We start from the raw sequence: 18510 nt of genomic DNA on the forward strand, positions 1-18510 counted from the left end.
TTCTTTGGTTGGCGGAGAGTGAGGGATTCGAACCCTCGATACGAGTTTTAGCCCGTATGCTCCCTTAGCAGGGGAGTGCCTTCGACCTCTCGGCCAACTCTCCAACCTTCGAGCCCGCGATGATAGCGACTCCGTCGCAGGCGGTCAAACTCAGGCAGCGTCGAGGCCGAACGCCTTGTGCAGCACGCGCACGGCGAGCTCGAGGTATTTCTCTTCGATGACGACCGAAATCTTGATTTCGGAGGTCGAGATCATCTGGATGTTGATGCCTTCCTCGGCGAGCGTGCGGAACATCCGCGACGCGACGCCCGGGTGCGAGCGCATGCCGACGCCGACGACCGAGACCTTCGCCATCGTCTTGTCGCTCTGAACCGCTCGGGCACCGATGTGCGTGCGCACGCCGTCGAGAACCTTCGTCGCCCTTTCGAGCTCACCGCGCGGGACGGTGAACGAGAAGTCGGTCGTGCCGTCATGACCGACGTTCTGGATGATCATGTCGACGTCGATGTTCGCATCCGCTACCGGGCCGAGGATCTGGTATGCGATGCCGGGTTTGTCGGGCACGCCGAGCACCGTGAGCTTGGCCTCGTCGCGCGTGAAGGCGATGCCGGAGATGACGGGTTGTTCCATGTTCTGATCTTCCTCGACTGTGATGAGCGTGCCCTCGCCTTCCTCCTGGAAGCTCGACAGGACACGCAACTTGACCTTGTACTTGCCGGCGAATTCGACCGAACGGATCTGCAGCACCTTCGACCCGAGGCTCGCGAGCTCAAGCATCTCCTCGAACGTGATCTTGTCGAGCTTGCGGGCCTCCGGCACGACGCGCGGGTCCGTCGTATAGACGCCGTCGACGTCGGTGTAGATCTGGCACTCGTCGGCCTTCAGCGCGGCGGCGAGCGCGACGCCGGTGGTGTCCGAACCACCGCGGCCGAGCGTCGTGATGTTGCCGTGCTCATCAACGCCCTGGAAGCCGGCGACGACGACGATGTTGCCGTCGTCGAGGTCCTTCCGGATCGGCGCATCGTCGATATTGAGGATGCGCGCCTTGGTGTGCGCGCTGTCGGTGAGAATCTTTACCTGACCGCCGGTGTAGCTCTTGGCCTTGACGCCGATGTCGTGCAGCGCCATGCACAGCAGGCCGATCGTGACCTGTTCGCCGGTCGAGACGACGACATCGAGCTCGCGCGCATCGGGGTTGGCGGCTACTTCCTTCGTGAGGGCGATCAGGCGGTTCGTCTCACCGCTCATCGCCGACACGACAACGACCACCTGGTGTCCCTGCGCCTGGAAGTTCGCGACCTTTCGCGCGACGTTCCTGATGCGCTCCGGGTTGCCCACGGAGGTGCCGCCGTACTTCTGAACTATCAGTGCCATCGTCGCATCCAAGTACTTGTGGATAAAGGGGTGAATTCTATCGAATGCGAAGAAATTTTGCAGGCGGTTATAACTTCGCTCCCGGCAGTCCCGATTTATCGATAGTGATTATTTTTAGCCTCCTGGACTTTTTCGTTGTATGTGCACGGAATAGTGATCTATACTTTGACCATCCTACAACTTAAGTCGTAGGAACCAGGCAACGCTCAGCCTTGTCTCATAAGCGGGCTGAATTCCCTCCAGAGGATAAGAGCATGACGAAAACCAACGAAAGCATCGACGTTCGCGAGATCCGCCGCAAGCTCGGGCTGAATCAGTCGCAGTTCTGGTCGAAGATCGGCGTCACCCAGAGCGGTGGCTCCCGCTACGAGAGCGGCCGGAATATTCCGCGGCCGGTTCAGGCGCTGCTGCGCCTCGTGCATATCGAGCAGATCGACATCAACAAGGTCAAGAAAGAAGACGTCGAAGTCGCGGAGTTCCTGAAAACCTCCAACCCCGAGTTGTACAAGTCGTTAAAGAAAGAAGCGCGGGCAAAGCGCAAGGAACGTACCGGCCGCTGAAGCTCGCGACGGCGCTGTTCCCTCAAGGGCTGACGCGAACCGTCAGCCCTTTTTTTGCGATCGTCGCGGCGATCGCTTCGAGCTCCACGGCGGTCAGTGGCGAAAGCCGGACCGCCTCGGGCTGCATCGACGGCCGCGCGATGCCGTACAGCAGCACGCCGCGAAGGTGGTCGGCGCCGGCCGCTTCCAGCACGTCCAGATAGGCCTCGATGTCGTCATTCGTCGGCGCGGCGCCATCCCAGCGGAACATGCATGTCTGTACCCAGGTTGGGCACAACGCGGCGGAAATCGCGAGATTGCGCGCAACAGTCGCGGGGTCGAGCGATACGCCGTTGATGCGCTCGATCGACGCCTTCGTTCCCGCATCGACCTTGAACCACACCTCGCCGCCAGCGTCGCCGAGCGCGCGCACCGCCTCCTGCACCCGGGGCTGGCCCATCAGGCTGCCGTTGGTGATGAGCCGCATCGGCACGCCCGCCCCGAGTCCGAATTCATTGCGCAGGCGCCCGACGAGCGCAATGACTTCAGGAAACTCCGCCGCGCTCGTCGGCTCGCCATTGCCGGAAAAGGCGATGTCCCGAATCGTCCGCAAGCCTTCCGGCACATGCCGTTCGAGATAGTCGCCGTGCACCAGCGCACGGAGGAAACCCGAGAGTTCCGCTTCGAGTTGCGCCAAGTCGATCGCCGGTGCTTTCCCGCGGACGAGGTCCGGCACTTGGCAGTACGCACAGTGCCAATTGCAGGCGTTGTTGGGGTTCAGGTTGATGCCGACCGAAACGCCGCCTGCCCGCCGGGAGAGCACCGGATAGACGTAAGTCATGCCCGCGAAATCGCGGTCATGATTGCGGACGTTCAGAACCGAGTCTCGTGAAACCATTTGCCGGGAGCCGATGAAAAATGAAACGTGAGCGTGTCGCCCTGAAAGCTTTCGCGAGCGCCGAAAAGGACCTTCGAGGCCTGATGTTATAATTTCAGGCCTGCAATCCGAGATCAATCATGCGCGTCACCCGCCGCCTGGAATTCGATGCCGGCCATCGGATTCCGGATCACGCAAGCCAGTGCCGCCATCTGCACGGCCATCGCTACGCGATCGAGATCACCTTGTCCGGTGAAATCATTTCCGCCGCCGGTCAGGCCGTCAATGGAATGGTAATGGACTTCGGCGAGATCAAGAACATCGCGAAGATTCACGTCGTCGACGCGTGGGACCACGCCTTCCTCGCCTACCGGCACGACAAGCCGGTCGTCGACTTTCTCGCCGGATTGCCGGGTCACAAGACGGTGATTCTCGACGTCGTCCCCACGGCCGAAAACCTCGCGAGCGAAGCATTCAGCATCCTCGATTCGCATTACCGCGACACCTTCGGGAACCACCTGCGACTCGAGCGCGTGCGCTTGTACGAGACGCCCAATTGCTGGGCCGACGCCGTGCGAAGCGAAATCTGACAGCCTCCGTCTTCGCCGATCCCGGGCGGCGGCGAAGCTCGCGCCCGGCACCGCTCAAGCGGCGTACTGTCGCAGTCGTAGCGAAAATTCCTGCAACTGCCCGATGCCGCTCTGTTCGGCTCGGACGATCCACGCGTGCAATTGCGCGAGCAACTGTTCCCGCGACGCGCTCGACCGTGCCCAGATCGCGGTCAGCTCCTCGCGCATCGAGGCGATCGTCGCAAGCAGTGAGCTGTCCCTGAGCACGACCTCGAAGCGGCGGCGATCCTCCTCGCGCAGGTTCCGCTCCTCGCCCGACAGCACCCAGCGACGCAAGGCACGCGGATCGAAACTGCGACCGTGCGCGGCGACCAGGCGGTCGACCTCGTCACTGCACATGCGCCGCAGCGACGCGACGTAGCGCGTCATCACGTCGTAGCGATGCGTGATGATCGCCTGCAGGGTGTCGAAATCCGGCGTGCCCTTCGCTTCGACGAACTTCGGCGAGGGAATGATTTTCTTCACGGCCGCCAGCCGCAATGCCGCGAGGATGCGGATGTAGAGCCAGCCGATGTCGAATTCGTACCACTTCGCGGACAGCTTTGCCGACGTCGCGAACGCGTGATGGTTGTTGTGCAGTTCCTCGCCGCCGATCAGGATGCCCCACGGAACGAGATTGGTCGCCGCGTCGTTGCAGTTGAAATTGCGATAGCCGACATAATGCCCGAGGCCATTGACGACGCCCGCGGCCCAGAACGGAATCCACATCATCTGCACCGCCCACATCGTCAGACCCAGTGGGCCGAACAGCACGAGGTCGATCACCAGCATGACCGACACGCCGACCACGGAGTGCCGATAGACATGGCGCTCGACCCAGTCGTCCGGCGTTCCGTGGCCGTAACGTGCAAGCGTCTCGCCGTTCTTCGCCTCGGCCCGATACAGCTCCGCCCCTTCGAGCAGCACCTTGCGGATTCCGAGGATCTGCGGGCTGTGCGGATCGTCCACCGTTTCGCATTTGGCGTGATGCTTGCGGTGAATCGCCGCCCACTCCTTCGTCACCATTCCGGTCGTCACCCACAGCCAGAACCGGAAAAAATGGCTGGCGACCGGATGCAGGTCGAGCGCGCGATGCGCCTGATGCCGATGCAGGAAGATGGTGACCGACGCGATCGTGACGTGCGTCAGCACGAGCGTGACGAGCACGTAGCCCCACCAGGGAAGGTCGATCAGTCCTGCATGCATCGGGAATCCTTCAAAAATCGATGTCCTCCAGATCGTCCCTGAGCAAGGCTGCACGGCGCTCCGGCTTCTTCCCGGCGTCCTGCGCACCCGCCGCGTCGCTCGGGCCGCGTTCGAGCGCGACCGGCGGCAGCGGCGCCAGAAGCCGCACTTCGCTCTGCGGAAACGGAATCTCGATGTCCGCCGCGCGAAATCGGCGCCAGACTTCGAGATTGACGTCCGAGGTCACGCCGAGCGTTCCGTTTTCCGGATCCTGCAGCCAGACGCTGACCCGCAGATCGATTCCGCTCGCGCCGAACGCGACCAGGAACGCCTTCGGCGCCGGCTCCTTCAATACCCGCGGATGCTCCCGCGCGACGGCGACGAGGATTTCCATCGCGCGCTCGACGTCGGAGTCGTAACTCACCTGAAAGTTCAGCGCCGCGGAGACGCGCGAATCGGTATAGGTTTCGTTCTGGACGATCGAGCCGACGAGCGTCTCGTTCGGCACCAGCGACTCGACGCCGCTGCCCGCCCGGATCACCGTGTAACGGGTGTTGATCTGCGTGACGATGCCGCGCTCGGCGCCGACGCTGATCATGTTCCCGATCCGCAGCGAGCGGTCGAGCAGGATGATGAAGCCCGACACGTAGTTCGCCGCGATCTTCTGCAGGCCGAAACCGAGGCCGACGCCGAGCGCGCCGCCGAACACCGACAGCGTCGTCAGATCGATACCGACCATCGGCAATGCGACCAGCACCGCGACGACGATCAGCACCGTCTTGACGATGCGCAGCATCACCAGCCGGACGTTCGCATCGAGTCCGGCTGTGGCCATCAGGCGACGCTCGAGCAGCCCAGCGACCCACAGCGCGACGAGCAGCGTGAGCATTACCACCGCGATCGCCTCGAACAGCGTCAGGATCGACAGTCGCTGGCTGCCGACCGTAAAGGAGACGGCTTCCAGGCTGGCGAGCACTTCGGGCAGCCAGCCGAGGATATACAGCGCGACGACAATCCACACGAGCAGCGAGAAGACGCGCTCGAAACCGGCGATCCAGCTCGACCGGCCCACCACTTCGCGCAGCGAGAACACGACGAAACGGATCACGGCCAGCGAGGTCAGCAACGGCACCGCGAGATTCAGAAGCGTGACATGGTGGAACGTGCCGAGGATGGGGCGCGCCGTGGCGACCAGGACCAGCGCCGACAGCGGGAACAGCATCCGGCGCAGCCAGCTGCGGCCGAAGCGCTGCAGCGCCGACGCCGGCTCGCCGCGGCCGTTGACCCGCGCAAGTACATACCGCTCGAGCAGCCACGCGAGGCCGAAGCAAACCGCGAGCGTGGCAAGCTGCCACAGCACGTCCGGGCTCTGCACGTCGCGCCAGGTGTTTTTCAGCAGGATTGCAAACTCGGTGTCATCTTGCACTTCAGGGCTTCCAGGGCAGGCGGGTCACGGGAGCGGCGTCGGCGCGATGGCGTTGCCAGTTGTCGAGATAGGCCTTCGCCAGTGGGCAGTTGTCCCGCAGGATCAACAGGTTTTCGGCGTTGCGGTGGTTCGCGGACCACGTGAAATTGAAGGAGCCGGTCGCGACCGCACAGCCGCGCCCCTCGGCATCGGCGATCAGCACCTTGTTGTGGGCGGCCGCGTATCGGGTCTCGAACGCGACCGGGATGCCCGCTTCGAGCAGCTGCGGGATCGCGTTCCCCTTGCCGCGCCGATTCATGTCGGCGTCGGCGAGCACCTCGACCTGCACGCCGCGACGATGCGCGGCGATGAGCGCCTTCGCAATCGGCCGGCTCGTGAATACGTAGGCCTGCACGTGAAGCGCCTCGCGCGCGCGGTCGATGACGCGCAGCAGCGCGGCTTCGGGATCGCCGGCGGGCGAGAACGCGATCTCGACCGAACCGCGCGCGTTCAGCGTTTCGCTCGCGCGGAGGCCGCTCCCCGCGAGCGTCGAGACCACGACCAGCACGGCCAGCGCCAGGCTGCGCGGCCCCTTACGCATCGGCCGGCGCGCGTTCGAGCAACGCGGCGAAGAAGCCGTCGGTGTCGTGTTCGCGAGGCGATACGCGCAGCCGTTCGCCGGTATCGAGCGCGATGCCCTGCTTGTCGAGGACGTCCTTCGCGCTCACTTGGCGGAACTCCGGGTGCGCGGCGAGGAAAGCGTCGACGACGCCGTCGTTTTCCTCCGCCAGCAGGCTGCAGGTCGCATACACGAGGCGCCCGCCCGGCTTCACGAGACGCGCCGCCGATTCGAGGATCGCACCCTGTTTTGCGACCATCTCGGCGACCGATTCCGGCGTCTGCCGCCACTTGAGGTCGGGATTGCGCCGCAGCGTGCCGAGGCCGCTGCACGGCGCGTCGACGAGGACGCGATCGGCCTTGCCGGCGAGGCGCTTGACCTTCGCGTCGCGCTCGTGCGCGATCAGCACCGGATGCACGTTCGACAGTCCGGCGCGCGCGAAGCGCGGCTTGAGCTTCGCGAGGCGCTTCTCGGACACGTCGAACGCGTAGAGCCGCCCGGTCGAGCGCATCATCGCGCCGAGCTGCAGCGTCTTGCCGCCGGCGCCCGCGCAAAAATCGACGACCAGTTCGCCGCGCTTCGGCTGCACGAGGAAGCCGAGCAGCTGGCTGCCTTCGTCCTGCACTTCGAAAGCGCCTGCGAGAAACAGCGGATGCTTTTGCAGCGCCGGCTTGCCGACGAGCCTGACGCCCTGAGGAGAGAACGGGCACGGCTTCGCGTCGATGCCGTCGGCCTTCAGCGTGCCGATGACCTCGTCGCGGTCGGCCTTCAGCACATTGACGCGCAGATCGAGCGGTGCGGGACGATTGAGGCTGTGCGCGAGTTCGACGAGCTCCGCTTCGCCGCGCGTCGCGAGCAGCCGCTCGGCGAGCCAGTCGGGCAGATCGGTGCGCTCGCCGAGCGAGCCGTCATCGAGCTCGCGCGCCTTGATCCCGGAGATCCAGTCGCGCTCGGTCGCCGACGCGAGCCCTTCGAAATGCCGCATCGGCCAGCCTTCGCCGCGTGCGAGCCACGCGAGCAGCAAGGTGCGCGGACGCGCGTCGTCGCCGACGAGCCGCCGCAACCAGCGCAGGCGCCGCACGATGCCGTAGACCGCTTCGGCGATGAACGCGCGGTCGCGGTGGCCGATTTCGCGGTGCTCGCGGAAATGGCGCGACAGTACCGCGTCAGCCGGATGCTCGAAGGTCAGTACCGTGCCGAGGACCTGGGCGGCGTGGATCAGCAGGCTGCGCGAAGCGGCCTCGTCGTGTCTGGACATCTTTGTTCGATTCTCACTGGTAAAGGGACGCGGGGTCGTGCTGCACTTCCCGCAATTCGATCATTTCGGTTTCGTTGGCGGCGTCCGTCGCGCTGGCATCGGAGCGGGCCTCTCGTTCGGCCACGTGCTCCTGGCCGGCACTCGCGTACTGCGCGACGGCCTCGGCGGGCAGCACGCTCTCGCCCGGCTCGCCGTCGGCGTCGTTGTCGGCTTTCGGGCTTGCGGCCTTGTTCTTCCCGGTCGGCGCGAGGCGCAGTTCGACGGCCTGCTGGTCGAGCACCTCGCCCTTTTCATCGACGATGCGGATGCGCACCGGCAGCATCCCGTACTCGCGCGCGAGCCAGATGTCGATCGACAGCTTGCCGTCTAGCGCCCTCGCCCGCACGCGCAAGGCTTCGAGCTGGCCAATCGGCAGCACCGGCCGCTCGACGCCGACTGCCTCGAGAACCGATCGCGTCGCCGATTTGCCGCTGACGACATTGAGTTCTTGCGGCAGGCCGGCGACGCCGACGATGCCGAGCTGGTGCCACAGGCTCAGCAGATCCTGATCGCCCGGCTCGATCGCGGCGGTCCGCGTACGATCGCCACGCCGCATCGTCACCTGCCCCGCCTGCCAGTCGAATTCCGCGGATTCGGGCTTGCGCCCGGATTGCTCGACACCGAACCGATCCGGCTGCAGCCCCTTCGGTCCCACGCGCCCCTCGCTGTGCTGCCGGTAGCGCAGCTTGCGGAACAGGTCGACGACGCCGGTCGTCTCGAGCGACACCGACATCTGGTAGCGCTTGCGGTCGTGCGTCCATTCGTGCCGCGCCTCGCCGACCTCGAAGCCGGGCTCGCCGAGCATCACGCGGAAGCGGATGTCGCCGCGGCGCGGCCAGCCGGCGGAACTGAACTTGCGGGAATCGGCGGCGGCCGCAACGGTTCGCAGATCCGGCTCGATCGCCTGATTCGCCACAAGGTCCGCTGACGACGCCTGCGGCGGGACCGGATCGATCACCTCCGGCGGCGCGGCCAGCGCGGACGCATCGACAACCGGTTCGGACGGCAAGTCGGGCGTCGGCGGAGGCACCGCAAGCGCAAGGGTTTGTTCAGTTGATGGCGCGGTGGCGACCGCAGGCTTCACTTTCGGCTGCGGCTTCGTCTTGGGCTGCGGCTTCGGCGGGACGGGCGCTGCCGCAGCGGGCGGATTCGGCACGTCGTCCGTCGAAGGCACGACGGGCCGCATCGGTTCGGGCACGACAAGCCGTGCGTCGAGCGTGACCGGCGCTACCGCGGACTCATGCGCCCGGCCGAAGCCCGCGGTCGAGCCGAGGACGGCCGCATGCGCGAGCACCGAGACGCCGAGCGCGGCGATCAGGAGCCGGTGCCGCACGCCTCGCTCCAATCTCGCGCGAGCGGGTCGAGCGCCGGCACCGTCCAGGCCGCGGCGGCAGCGGACTCGCCGCGCACCGTGACGCGTCCGTCCGGGGCGACCGAGAGACGCTCTTCGACGAACCAGCGCACGGCCTGCGGATAGATGCGGTGCTCCTGCGCGAGCACGCGCGCCGACAGCGTTTCTTCGTCATCGCCGGGCAGCACCGGCACGACCGCCTGGATCACGACCGGCCCGCAATCGAGGGCCGCGGTGACGAAATGGACCGTCGCGCCATGCACCCGCACGCCGGCTTCGAGCGCGCGCCGGTGCGTGTGCAGCCCCGGAAACGCGGGCAGCAGCGACGGATGGATATTGAAGAGCCGCCCCTCGTAATGTCGCACGAATTCCTCGGTCAGCACGCGCATGAAGCCGGCGAGGACGACGAGGTTCGGCGCGTGCGCGTCGATCGCCTCGCCGAGCGCCCGGTCGAAGGCTTCGCGCGTCGGGAAGGCCTTGTGGTCGACGACGATCGCGGGAATGCCGTTCGCGGTGGCGAATTCGAGCCCCTTCGCATCGGGCCGGTTGCTGATCACCGCGCTGATGCGGGCGCCCGGAAGGCGGGCGCGCACGATGGCTTCCATGTTGCTGCCGCGGCCGGAAACGAGGATGACGATGGACTTCATGTTCGGGTTCTTGAGTTCGATTCGACGCGGGCTGTACTCGCAGCCGCTGGAAAGTCGAGATGGCGACTTCTTGACCATCGCGACGACATTGCGTTCGCCTCCGCGCCGGCTGCAAGGCAAGCGCTGGCGATTCGTTTGCACGAAGGCGAAGCCGGGTGCCGCGATGATACCGGAACGCCCGCCCCAACTTCACGCCGCCGCCGCGGAAAGCGGTCGCCAGCTCGTATAATCCGCGGCTCCGTTGCCGAAACCCGCTCCTCGCCGATGCCTTCGATCCGCCCGCTGTCCGACCTCCTCGTCAACCAGATCGCCGCCGGCGAGGTTGTCGAGCGCCCGGCCTCGGTGCTGAAGGAAGTCCTCGAGAACGCGCTGGACGCCCGCGCAAGGGCGATCGAGGTGCAGCTCGAGCAAGGCGGCGTGCGCCGCATCCGCGTCGCCGACGACGGCTGCGGCATCGCACACGACGAACTGGCGCTCGCGCTCGAACGCCACGCCACGAGCAAGATCGCGACGCTCGACGATCTCGAGCAGGTCGGCACGATGGGGTTTCGCGGCGAAGCGCTCGCGGCGATCGCCGCCGTCGCGCGCACGACGCTGACGAGCCGCGCCGAAGGCAGCGCGCACGCGTGGCGGATCGACGGCGCGGACCGCAGCCTCGCGCCCGCGGCGCTGAACGCGGGCACCGTCGTCGACGTCGCCGACCTCTTCTACAGCACGCCCGCGCGGCGCAAGTTCCTGAAGTCGGAGGCGACCGAGTACGCGCACTGCGACGAGGTGTTCCGCCGCGTCGCGCTCGCGCGGCCCGACATCGGGCTGCAGCTCGCGCACAACGGCCGCGTCGTGCATCGCCTGCCACCGGACGAACCGCTGCGGCGCGTCGGCGCGCTGATGGGCGACGATTTCCTGCAGCACGCGCGTATGCTCGACGCCGACGCCGGGGCGCTGCGGCTGTCGGGCTTCGCCGCGCTGCCGGCCTACTCGCGCGCGAACCGGGACGCACAATACCTGTTCGTCAATGGCCGCTTCGTCCGCGACAAGCTGCTGACGCACGCGGTGCGCCAGGCCTACGCAGACATCCTGCACGGCGCGAGGCATCCGGCTTACGTGCTGTTCCTCGAACTCGACCCCGCGGGCGTCGACGTCAACGTGCACCCGGCGAAGATCGAAGTCCGATTCCGCGAAGCCCGCGCCGTCCATCAGTTCGTCTTCCATGCGCTGTCGCGCGCGCTCGCCGAATCGGGCGCCGCGACCGGCGTCGCGAACGGACCGGTCGACAACGTCGTTTCCGCTGCGATGCGAGGCGATGCATCCCCGAACACCGACGCGGCAGGCGGCGCAGGGTCCGCAGCGAGCGGCGCGAAGCCGCCATTCCCCGCGGCCCGCTACGCGAGCGGAGATGCCTACCGGCCGCCGGTACAGGGTCGTCTTGCCATGGAGTCGGCGAGCCGCAGCTATTACGACTTCGCTGCGAGCGCCCGGCCCGCGACCGACGAAGGGCTCGCGTCCGGCTTCCGCCCGACCGCGTTTCCCCTGTCGGGCAGGGCGTCGCGTGCCGGCCGAGGCGACGGCTCCGCACCCGCCCTGCCTCCTTCGACGTCCGAGTTCGCCGCCGAGGCCGCCCCGCTCGGCTACGCCGTCGCCCAGCTCCACGGGACCTACATCCTGGCGCAGAACGCCGCCGGCCTCGTGCTTGTCGACATGCACGCCGCGCACGAACGCATCCTCTACGAGAAGCTCAAGACCGTGCTCGACGGCCGGCCCTCGGTGCAGCGCCTGCTGATCCCGGCCGTGCTGTCGGTCGGCGCGAAAGACATGGCCGCCGCCGAGGAATGTCGCGACGTGCTCGCGGCGATGGGCTTCGACGTCGCTGCGGCCGGCCCGACCGAGCTCGTCGTGCGCAGCGTCCCGGCGCTGCTCGCGAACGCGCCGGTCGGCGAATTGCTGCGCAAGCTGCTCGAAGAGTTGCGCGAATTCCCGGCCTCCGAAGTCGTCACCGCACGCCGCAACGAACTCCTCGCGACGATGGCCTGCCACGGCGCGGTGCGCGCGAACCGCAGCCTGACGCTCCCGGAAATGAACGCGCTGCTGCGCGACATGGAAGCGACCGAACGCGCCGACCAGTGCAACCACGGCCGCCCGACCTGGACCCAGCTGACGATGGCCGATCTCGACCGCTTCTTCATGCGCGGGCAGTAACGGCGGCGCTCGCCCGGCGGGTGCGGGATGCGCCTTCAGCGGGTATCCTTGCACCCCCTCGGCCGCCTCCCGCGGCGGCCATGAAGCGCAGATAGCCATGACAGCCAAGCAATACGACGAATCCTCGTTCCGGGTCCTGAAGGGGCTCGAACCGGTGCGCGAGCGGCCGGGCATGTATACCCGCACCGACTCGCCCGCCCACATCATCCAGGAAGTCATCGACAACTCGGCCGACGAGGCGCTCGGCGGCTTCGCGAAGAAGATCCACGTGACGCTGCACCTCGACGGCTCGGTCAGCGTCGCCGACGACGGGCGCGGCATCCCGGTCGGCCTGCACCCCGAGGAAGGCGTTCCGGTCGTCGTGCTCGCCTATACGCGGCTGCACGCCGGCGGCAAGTTCGACAAGCGCGACGGCCACGGCGCGTATGCGTTCTCGGGCGGCCTGCACGGTGTCGGCGTCTCGGTGACGAACGCACTGTCGACCCGGGTCGAAGTCGAGATCAAGCGCGAGGGCAAGATCCATCGCATCGATTTTTCCGATGGGGGCGAAAGGATCAGCCCGATTTCGGTCATCGGCGATTGCGGCCGGCAGACCGGCACGCGGGTGCGCGTGTGGCCGGACGGCAAGTACTTCGAGAACCCCCGCGTGCCGCAGATGGAGCTCGAGCGCTTATTGCGCTCGAAGGCGGTGTTGCTGTCGGGCGTGTCGGTGCGCCTCGACATCGAGCAGGCGTTGGGACCGGTGCTGACGAAAACCTGGTCCTACCCGGAAGGCCTCGCAGGCTACCTGCGCGAGCAGGCGGGCGACATCGAACCGGTCGCGCCGCTTTTCGCCACCGAGAAATACGCGGATCGCGACGACGCGACCTTCGCGCCCGGCGAAGGCGCGGCATGGGTGCTCGGCTGGTTCGAGCACGCGGTGCCGAGCGAATCCTTCGTCAACCTGATCCCGACCGTTGCCGGTGGCACGCACGAGAGCGGCTTGCGCGCCGGCGTGTTCGACGCGGTGAAGAGCTTCATCGAGCATCACGCGCTGCTGCCGCGCGGCGTCAAGCTGCAGCAGGACGACGTCGCCGGGCGGATGAGCTTCGTGCTGTCGGCGCGCCTGCTCGACCCTCAGTTTCAGGGGCAGGTGAAGGAGAAGCTCAACTCGCGCGAAGCGGTGAAGCTCGTGTCGGCGATGATCCGCGACCCGTTCGAGATCTGGCTCAACAACCACGTCGAAGCCGGCAAAGCGATCGCGGAGCTATCGATCAAGCAGGCGCTCGCGCGGCAGAAGAGCGCACAGAAGGTCGAGAAGAAGAAGACCTCGGGCGTCGCGGTGCTGCCGGGCAAGCTGTCGGACTGCGAATCCGAGGATCTCGCGGACAACGAGCTCTTCCTCGTCGAGGGCGACTCGGCCGGCGGCTCGGCGAAGATGGCGCGGAACAAGGAGACGCAGGCGATCCTGCCGTTGCGCGGCAAGGTGCAGAACGCGTGGGAGATCGACGCCGACCGCCTGCTCGCAAACGCCGAGATCCACGACATCGCGGTCGCGCTCGGCGTCGATGCGCACGCCGCGGGCAGCCAACCGGATCTCTCTGGGCTGCGCTACGGCAAGGTCGTCATCATGTCCGACGCCGACGTCGACGGCGCGCACATCCAGACGCTGCTGCTGACGCTGTTCTTCCGTCACTTCCCCGAGCTCATCGCCCGCGGACACATCTATGTCGCGCAACCGCCGCTGTATCGGGTCGACGTGCCGGCGCAGGGCAAGAAGCGCCCGGCGCGACGGCTGTATGCGCTCGACGACGGCGAGCTCGCCGCGATCCGCGAACGGCTCGAAAAGGAAGGCTTCAAGCCCGACGCGATCGAAGTCGGCCGCTTCAAGGGCCTCGGCGAGATGAACCCGGACCAGTTGCGCGAGACGACGATGGACCCGGCGACACGGCGCGTGCTGCCGGTCGAAGTGCGCGCCGACGCGCTCGACGACACGCTGAAGATGTTCACGCTGCTGATGGGCAAGGGCGAAGCGTCCGGCCGGCGCGCGTGGATGGAGGCGAAGGGCGACACGGTCGAGGCCGACGTCTGACACCGGCTCCCGGACGTTTGGCCGCGCCGCCGGAGGCCTCCTATAACGGGGAGGTCCGATCCCTGCGACGGAGGCCGCGATGACCGCTGCGACGAACCCGGTGAGACGCCCGAAGGCCGTGCTGATCGACCTGGCCGGCGTGCTGCACGTCGGGAACCAGGCGATCGACGGCGCCGTCGCGGCGCTCGCCCGGCTGCGCGCCGCCGGGCTGCCGCTGCGTTTCCTGACAAATACGACCCGCACGCCGCGGCGGAAGATCGTCGAGAAGCTCCGCCGGATGGGGTTCGACATCGACGAGGACGAAGTGCAGACCGCCGCGCACGCGGCGCTGCAACTCGTGCGCGAGCGCAAGCTGCATCCGCTCTACCTCGTGCATCCCGACCTCGCCGACGAAGTCGGCGCGAGCGCGACGCAGCCCGATGCAGTCGTCCTCGGCGACATGGGCCCGTTTCTCGACTACGCGCAGCTCAACGCCGCATTCCGCCTGCTGATGGCCGGCAAACCCTTCATCGCGATGGCGAAGAACCGCTATTTCATGGACGAGGACGGCCTGTCGCTCGACATGGGCGCCTTCGTCGTCGGCCTCGAATTCAGCAGCGGCACGCGGGCCGAGATCGTCGGCAAGCCCGCGGCGGCCTTCTTCCGCACTGCGCTCGCCACGCTCGGCGTCGCGCCCGACGATGCGACCGTCATCGGCGACGATGTGCACGACGACGTCGGCGCGGCGATCGATGCCGGGATTCCCGCGATCCTCGTGCGCACCGGCAAATATCGCGCGGGCGACGACGCGGACCCCGCAATCCGGCCCGATTTCGTCGTCGACGACTTCGGGCAGGCGGTCGGCGTCCTGCTCGCCGGAACTCGTTCGTGATCCGCTGCCACGCTCACGGCGCCGGACCCACGCCGGGAGGCTCGCGTACAATGCGCCGCTTTAATGCGGCAGTCGCATACCGTTCGGGCCGAGCCGATCGGCTCAAGTGAGGACGCATTCGTCCCGGCCCTGAGACCGTCCTTCGACAGGTTCAGGGCGAACGGTTGAATTCAACTGCCGGTTTGATCACCGAATTTCCGCAGGCGGCGCTTTCCGCGTCCGACGCTGCAATGCAAGTCTTTCATGAGCAACGACACTCTTGATCTGTTCGGCCCGTCGGGCACCCCGAAAGCGCCCGCCGACGCCGCCCCGCCCTCGCCTCCGAGTCCGCCCGCCGCCGGCGACGGCATGACCGGCGACGGTCCGCTGCCGCTCGACCGCTACGCCGAGCGCGCCTACCTCGCGTACGCGATGAGCGTCGTAAAGTCGCGCGCGCTGCCGCAGGTCGAGGACGGCATGAAGCCGGTGCAGCGGCGCATCCTGTACGCGATGAGCGAGATGCGCCTCAACGCGGCATCCAAGCACGTGAAGTCCGCGCGCGTCGTCGGCGACGTCATCGGCAAATATCATCCGCACGGCGACACCAGCGTCTATGACGCGATGGTGCGCGTCGCGCAGGACTTTTCGCTGCGCTATCCGCTCGTCGACGGCCAGGGCAACTTCGGCTCGCGCGACGGTGACTCGGCCGCGGCGATGCGTTACACGGAATGCCGGCTGACGCCGATCGCCGAGCTGCTGCTGGCGGAGATCGACCGCGGCACCGTGGATTTCGTCCCGAACTACGACGGCGCTTTCGAGGAGCCGCAGCTCCTTCCCGCACGCCTGCCTTTCGTGCTGCTGAACGGCGCGTCCGGCATCGCGGTCGGCATGGCGACCGAGATCCCGCCGCACAACCTGCGCGAAGTCGCCGATGCGACCGCGCACCTGATCCGCCACCCGGACGCCGAGCTCGACGACATCCTGCCGCTGCTGCCCGGCCCCGACTTTCCCGGCGGCGGCCAGCTGATCTCGTCGCCCGATGCGATCCGCGACGCGTATTCAGGCGGGCGCGGCAGCCTGCGGATGCGCGCGCGCTGGCACGTCGAAGAGCTCGCCCGCGGCCAGTGGCGCGTGATCGTCGACGAGCTGCCGCACGGCGTATCGGCCGCCGGCGTGCTCGCCGGGATCGAGGCGCTGACGAACCCGCAGCCGCGCGCCGGCAAGAAGGACGTCAGCCAGGAGCAGAAGAACCTCAAGCAGCTCGTGCTCGGCGTGCTCGAGACGGTGCGCGACGAATCGAGCGACAAGTCGCCGGTGCGCATCGTGCTAGAGCCGCGTTCGTCGCGGCAGTCGCGAGACGAGTTCATGGCGGTGCTGCTCGCTCACACCAGCCTAGAGAGCTCGGTGTCGGTGAACCTGACGATGATCGGCCGCGACGGGCGGCCGCAGCAGAAGAACCTCGTGCAGATCCTGCGCGAGTGGATCGACTTCCGCTACGTGACGGTCGAGCGGCGCACGCGTCATCGCCTCGACGAGGTCGACCGCCGCCTGCACATCCTCGAAGGCCGGATGATCGCGTTCCTGCACATCGAGGAAGTGATCCGCGTGATCCGCGAGTCCGACGAGCCGAAGCCGGCGCTGATCGCTGCGTTCGGCCTCACCGAGATCCAGGCCGAGGACATCCTCGAGATCCGGCTACGCCAGCTCGCGCGCCTCGAAGGCTTCAAGATCGAGAAGGAACTCGCCGAACTGAAGGAAGAGCGCGAAGGGCTGCAGCACCTGCTCGACAGCCGCCCGGCGATGACGAAGCTGATCCTGAAGGAGATCGGAGACGACGCGAAGAAATACGGCGACGACCGCCGCACGCTGATCGAGAGCGTCGCGGCCATTGCGCCGGCGGAACTCAGCGTGCCCGACGAGCCGGTCACCGTGATCGTGTCGAAGAACGGCTGGGTGCGCTCGCGCCAGGGCCACGGCATCGACGCCGCGGCGATCACGTACAAGGCGGGGGACTTCGGCTTCGCGGTGATCGAGACGCGCACGCCTTGGCCGCTCGTCGTCATCGACACGCAGGGGCGCGCCTACACCGTGCGCGTATCGGATCTGCCCGGCGGCCGCGGCGACGGCGCGCCGATCGCGACGCTCGTCGACTTCCAGAACGGCGGCAAGCTCGCGCAGGTCGCCTCGGCCGAACCCGAATCGAGCTGGATGTTCGCGAACTCCGGCGGCTACGGCTTCATCTGCACGGTCGCCGACGCGACCAGCCGCCAGCGCGCGGGCAAGGCATTCATGACGCTCGAAAAGGGCGAGAAAGTGCTCGCCCCGGCGCGCGCCACCGGCGAGCGGATCGCCGCGGTGTCGGAGAACGGGCGCATCCTCGTATTCCTGCGCAGCGAGATGAAGGTGCAGGCCGGCGGGCGCGGCGTCATCGTCATGGCGCTCGACGACGGCGAGGCGCTCGTCGCGGTCGCAGTGCCGGCCGATGGCGCGGTGCTCAAAGTCGAAGGGATCGGCCGCGGCAACAAGCCGGCGAGCGTCGAACTGAAACCCGCTCAGCTCGCGACGCTGGTCCACCGGCGCGCGCGCAAGGGCGTCGCCCTCACGATCAAGCTGAAGCCGACGGCGCTCGGTTAACTTCAGCCTGCGGTGTCGACGGTCCCGCCGGCTGCCGGGAGGATCGCGCGGATCGGGTCGTCGGCGGGGATGCGACCGGGGGCGCGCGACGGCGGATCACCGAGCATCGATTCGATGAGGAGCGTTACCCGGCGGTTGCGCGCGCGGCCCGCCTCGTCGTCGTTCGGCGCAAGGGGGCGCTGGTCGCCGTAGCCGGCCGCGGTCAACAAGGCACCGCGCACGCCGGCCTCGATGAAGAGCCGCACGACCGACGACGCGCGCACGGCCGAGAGCTCCCAGTTGGACGGAAAGCGGGACGTGCTGATCGGCAGGTTGTCCGTATGCCCCTCGATCGTGATCGGGAAATCGGCGCGGGCGAGCACTTGCGCGACCGCCCGCAGCGCTGCGACTGCCGCCGGGTCGAGCGTCGCGTCGCCGGGGGCGAACAGCACGCTCGCGTTGATCTCGACGCTGATCCCGCGCACGCCTTCGGTCACGCGGACCTGCCCGCCCTGCGTCAGCGGCGCGAGCACCTGGCGGATCTCGTCGGCGATGCTGGTCATCCGCCGCAGCGCCGCGTCGCGACGGCCATTTTCGGCGGCCGATTCGACTGGCGGCTGCGCGGGCGGGAGCACCGGCGCGACCGCGGGTACGACCGTCGGCACCGAGCGCGCACCTTCCGACATGAGCGCGCCGCTGCGAAAGGCGCTGACGAGCGATTCCGACAGCACGCGGTACTTGCCTTCGTTGACCGACGACAGCGAGTACATCACGACGAAGAACGCGAACAGCAGCGTGATGAAATCGGCGTAGGACACGAGCCAGCGCTCGTGATTTTCGTGCTCTTCTTCGTGCTTGCGGCGTCGCGCCATGTGCGT

The 18510-nt window shown here is 67.3% G+C and carries 16 protein-coding genes and 1 tRNA gene; 7 read left to right on the plus strand and 10 right to left on the minus strand.

Going from position 1 to position 18510, the window contains the following annotated elements:
* Positions 1-9: 9 nt before the first annotated feature.
* Together ROZ37_RS04250 and ROZ37_RS04255 are read right to left on the minus strand one after the other, a co-directional pair.
* Positions 10-103 (minus strand) — tRNA-Ser (locus ROZ37_RS04250).
* A gap of 47 nt (positions 104-150) precedes the next feature.
* Positions 151-1374 (minus strand): aspartate kinase, encoded by a 1224-nt coding sequence (locus ROZ37_RS04255; protein WP_312657772.1) that lies wholly within the window; start codon positions 1372-1374, stop codon positions 151-153.
* A 254-nt stretch (positions 1375-1628) separates the two neighbouring features.
* Between ROZ37_RS04255 and ROZ37_RS04260 the strand changes: the two genes are divergently transcribed.
* Complete coding sequence (locus ROZ37_RS04260; RefSeq protein ID WP_312657774.1) at positions 1629-1934, plus strand: helix-turn-helix domain-containing protein; 306 nt, start codon at positions 1629-1631, stop codon at positions 1932-1934.
* 22 nt (positions 1935-1956) lie between these two features.
* Here ROZ37_RS04260 and ROZ37_RS04265 read toward each other — a convergent pair whose 3' ends face one another.
* Positions 1957-2811 (minus strand): radical SAM protein, encoded by an 855-nt coding sequence (locus tag ROZ37_RS04265; RefSeq protein WP_312657776.1) that lies wholly within the window; start codon positions 2809-2811, stop codon positions 1957-1959.
* Positions 2812-2930: 119 nt separating this feature from the next.
* On the opposite strand from ROZ37_RS04265, the gene queD reads away from it, so the two are divergent.
* Positions 2931-3380, plus strand: coding sequence for a 6-carboxytetrahydropterin synthase QueD (queD, locus tag ROZ37_RS04270; RefSeq protein WP_312657777.1), 450 nt, complete (start codon positions 2931-2933; stop codon positions 3378-3380).
* Between the two features lie 54 nt (positions 3381-3434).
* On the opposite strand, the gene ROZ37_RS04275 is transcribed toward queD, so the two are convergent.
* Genes ROZ37_RS04275 through purN form a run of 6 tightly spaced genes read right to left on the minus strand, consistent with a single transcriptional unit; the run spans position 3435 to position 9902 of the window.
* The gene (locus tag ROZ37_RS04275) at positions 3435-4604 is read right to left on the minus strand and encodes a fatty acid desaturase (RefSeq protein WP_312657778.1); all 1170 of its coding nucleotides are present in this window, start codon (positions 4602-4604) and stop codon (positions 3435-3437) included.
* Between the two features lie 10 nt (positions 4605-4614).
* Positions 4615-6009, minus strand: a complete 1395-nt coding sequence (locus ROZ37_RS04280; protein ID WP_312657780.1) for a mechanosensitive ion channel domain-containing protein — start codon at positions 6007-6009, stop codon at positions 4615-4617.
* 1 nt (position 6010) lies between these two features.
* Positions 6011-6589, minus strand: coding sequence for a phospholipase D family protein (locus tag ROZ37_RS04285; protein WP_312657782.1), 579 nt, complete (start codon positions 6587-6589; stop codon positions 6011-6013).
* Positions 6582-7865, minus strand: a complete 1284-nt coding sequence (locus tag ROZ37_RS04290; RefSeq protein ID WP_312657783.1) for an RsmB/NOP family class I SAM-dependent RNA methyltransferase — start codon at positions 7863-7865, stop codon at positions 6582-6584. Before ROZ37_RS04290 ends, ROZ37_RS04285 begins: the two co-directional genes overlap by 8 nt.
* 13 nt (positions 7866-7878) lie before the next feature.
* Positions 7879-9237 (minus strand): DUF3108 domain-containing protein, encoded by a 1359-nt coding sequence (locus tag ROZ37_RS04295; RefSeq protein ID WP_312657784.1) that lies wholly within the window; start codon positions 9235-9237, stop codon positions 7879-7881.
* Positions 9219-9902, minus strand: a complete 684-nt coding sequence (gene purN / locus ROZ37_RS04300; RefSeq protein WP_312657785.1) for a phosphoribosylglycinamide formyltransferase — start codon at positions 9900-9902, stop codon at positions 9219-9221. Before purN ends, ROZ37_RS04295 begins: the two co-directional genes overlap by 19 nt.
* Here purN and ROZ37_RS04305 point away from each other — a divergent pair.
* The 5 genes from ROZ37_RS04305 (at position 9886) to parC (ending at position 17653) form a co-directional block, all read left to right on the plus strand.
* Positions 9886-10131 carry a hypothetical protein gene (locus tag ROZ37_RS04305; protein WP_312657786.1) on the plus strand — a complete coding sequence of 82 codons (246 nt, stop codon included), beginning with the start codon at positions 9886-9888 and terminating at the stop codon, positions 10129-10131. The two genes, purN and ROZ37_RS04305, sit on opposite strands and share 17 nt — an antisense overlap.
* Before the next feature lie 35 nt (positions 10132-10166).
* Complete coding sequence (gene mutL, locus ROZ37_RS04310; protein WP_312657787.1) at positions 10167-12098, plus strand: DNA mismatch repair endonuclease MutL; 1932 nt, start codon at positions 10167-10169, stop codon at positions 12096-12098.
* Between the two features lie 97 nt (positions 12099-12195).
* Positions 12196-14169 carry a DNA topoisomerase IV subunit B gene (locus ROZ37_RS04315; RefSeq protein ID WP_312657788.1) on the plus strand — a complete coding sequence of 658 codons (1974 nt, stop codon included), beginning with the start codon at positions 12196-12198 and terminating at the stop codon, positions 14167-14169.
* A 79-nt stretch (positions 14170-14248) separates the two neighbouring features.
* Positions 14249-15040 carry a TIGR01458 family HAD-type hydrolase gene (locus ROZ37_RS04320; protein ID WP_312657789.1) on the plus strand — a complete coding sequence of 264 codons (792 nt, stop codon included), beginning with the start codon at positions 14249-14251 and terminating at the stop codon, positions 15038-15040.
* A 243-nt stretch (positions 15041-15283) separates the two neighbouring features.
* The gene (gene parC / locus ROZ37_RS04325) at positions 15284-17653 is read left to right on the plus strand and encodes a DNA topoisomerase IV subunit A (protein WP_312657790.1); all 2370 of its coding nucleotides are present in this window, start codon (positions 15284-15286) and stop codon (positions 17651-17653) included.
* 2 nt (positions 17654-17655) lie between these two features.
* On the opposite strand, the gene motD is transcribed toward parC, so the two are convergent.
* Positions 17656-18504 (minus strand): flagellar motor protein MotD, encoded by an 849-nt coding sequence (motD, locus tag ROZ37_RS04330; RefSeq protein WP_312657791.1) that lies wholly within the window; start codon positions 18502-18504, stop codon positions 17656-17658.
* Positions 18505-18510: the final 6 nt, after the last annotated feature.

This window comes from Aromatoleum sp., from assembly GCF_032027225.1.
Taxonomy (GTDB): domain Bacteria; phylum Pseudomonadota; class Gammaproteobacteria; order Burkholderiales; family Rhodocyclaceae; genus Aromatoleum.

Coding starts and splice junctions, on each gene's coding strand:
- ROZ37_RS04255 (WP_312657772.1), bottom strand. CDS start 1,374: ATGGCACTGATAGTTCAGAAGTACGGCGGCACCTCCGTGGGCAACCCG.
- ROZ37_RS04260 (WP_312657774.1), top strand. CDS start 1,629: ATGACGAAAACCAACGAAAGCATCGACGTTCGCGAGATCCGCCGCAAG.
- ROZ37_RS04265 (WP_312657776.1), bottom strand. CDS start 2,811: ATGGTTTCACGAGACTCGGTTCTGAACGTCCGCAATCATGACCGCGAT.
- queD (WP_312657777.1), top strand. CDS start 2,931: ATGCGCGTCACCCGCCGCCTGGAATTCGATGCCGGCCATCGGATTCCG.
- ROZ37_RS04275 (WP_312657778.1), bottom strand. CDS start 4,604: ATGCATGCAGGACTGATCGACCTTCCCTGGTGGGGCTACGTGCTCGTC.
- ROZ37_RS04285 (WP_312657782.1), bottom strand. CDS start 6,589: ATGCGTAAGGGGCCGCGCAGCCTGGCGCTGGCCGTGCTGGTCGTGGTC.
- ROZ37_RS04290 (WP_312657783.1), bottom strand. CDS start 7,865: ATGTCCAGACACGACGAGGCCGCTTCGCGCAGCCTGCTGATCCACGCC.
- ROZ37_RS04305 (WP_312657786.1), top strand. CDS start 9,886: ATGACGATGGACTTCATGTTCGGGTTCTTGAGTTCGATTCGACGCGGG.
- purN (WP_312657785.1), bottom strand. CDS start 9,902: ATGAAGTCCATCGTCATCCTCGTTTCCGGCCGCGGCAGCAACATGGAA.
- mutL (WP_312657787.1), top strand. CDS start 10,167: ATGCCTTCGATCCGCCCGCTGTCCGACCTCCTCGTCAACCAGATCGCC.
- ROZ37_RS04315 (WP_312657788.1), top strand. CDS start 12,196: ATGACAGCCAAGCAATACGACGAATCCTCGTTCCGGGTCCTGAAGGGG.
- ROZ37_RS04320 (WP_312657789.1), top strand. CDS start 14,249: ATGACCGCTGCGACGAACCCGGTGAGACGCCCGAAGGCCGTGCTGATC.
- parC (WP_312657790.1), top strand. CDS start 15,284: ATGAGCAACGACACTCTTGATCTGTTCGGCCCGTCGGGCACCCCGAAA.
- motD (WP_312657791.1), bottom strand. CDS start 18,504: ATGGCGCGACGCCGCAAGCACGAAGAAGAGCACGAAAATCACGAGCGC.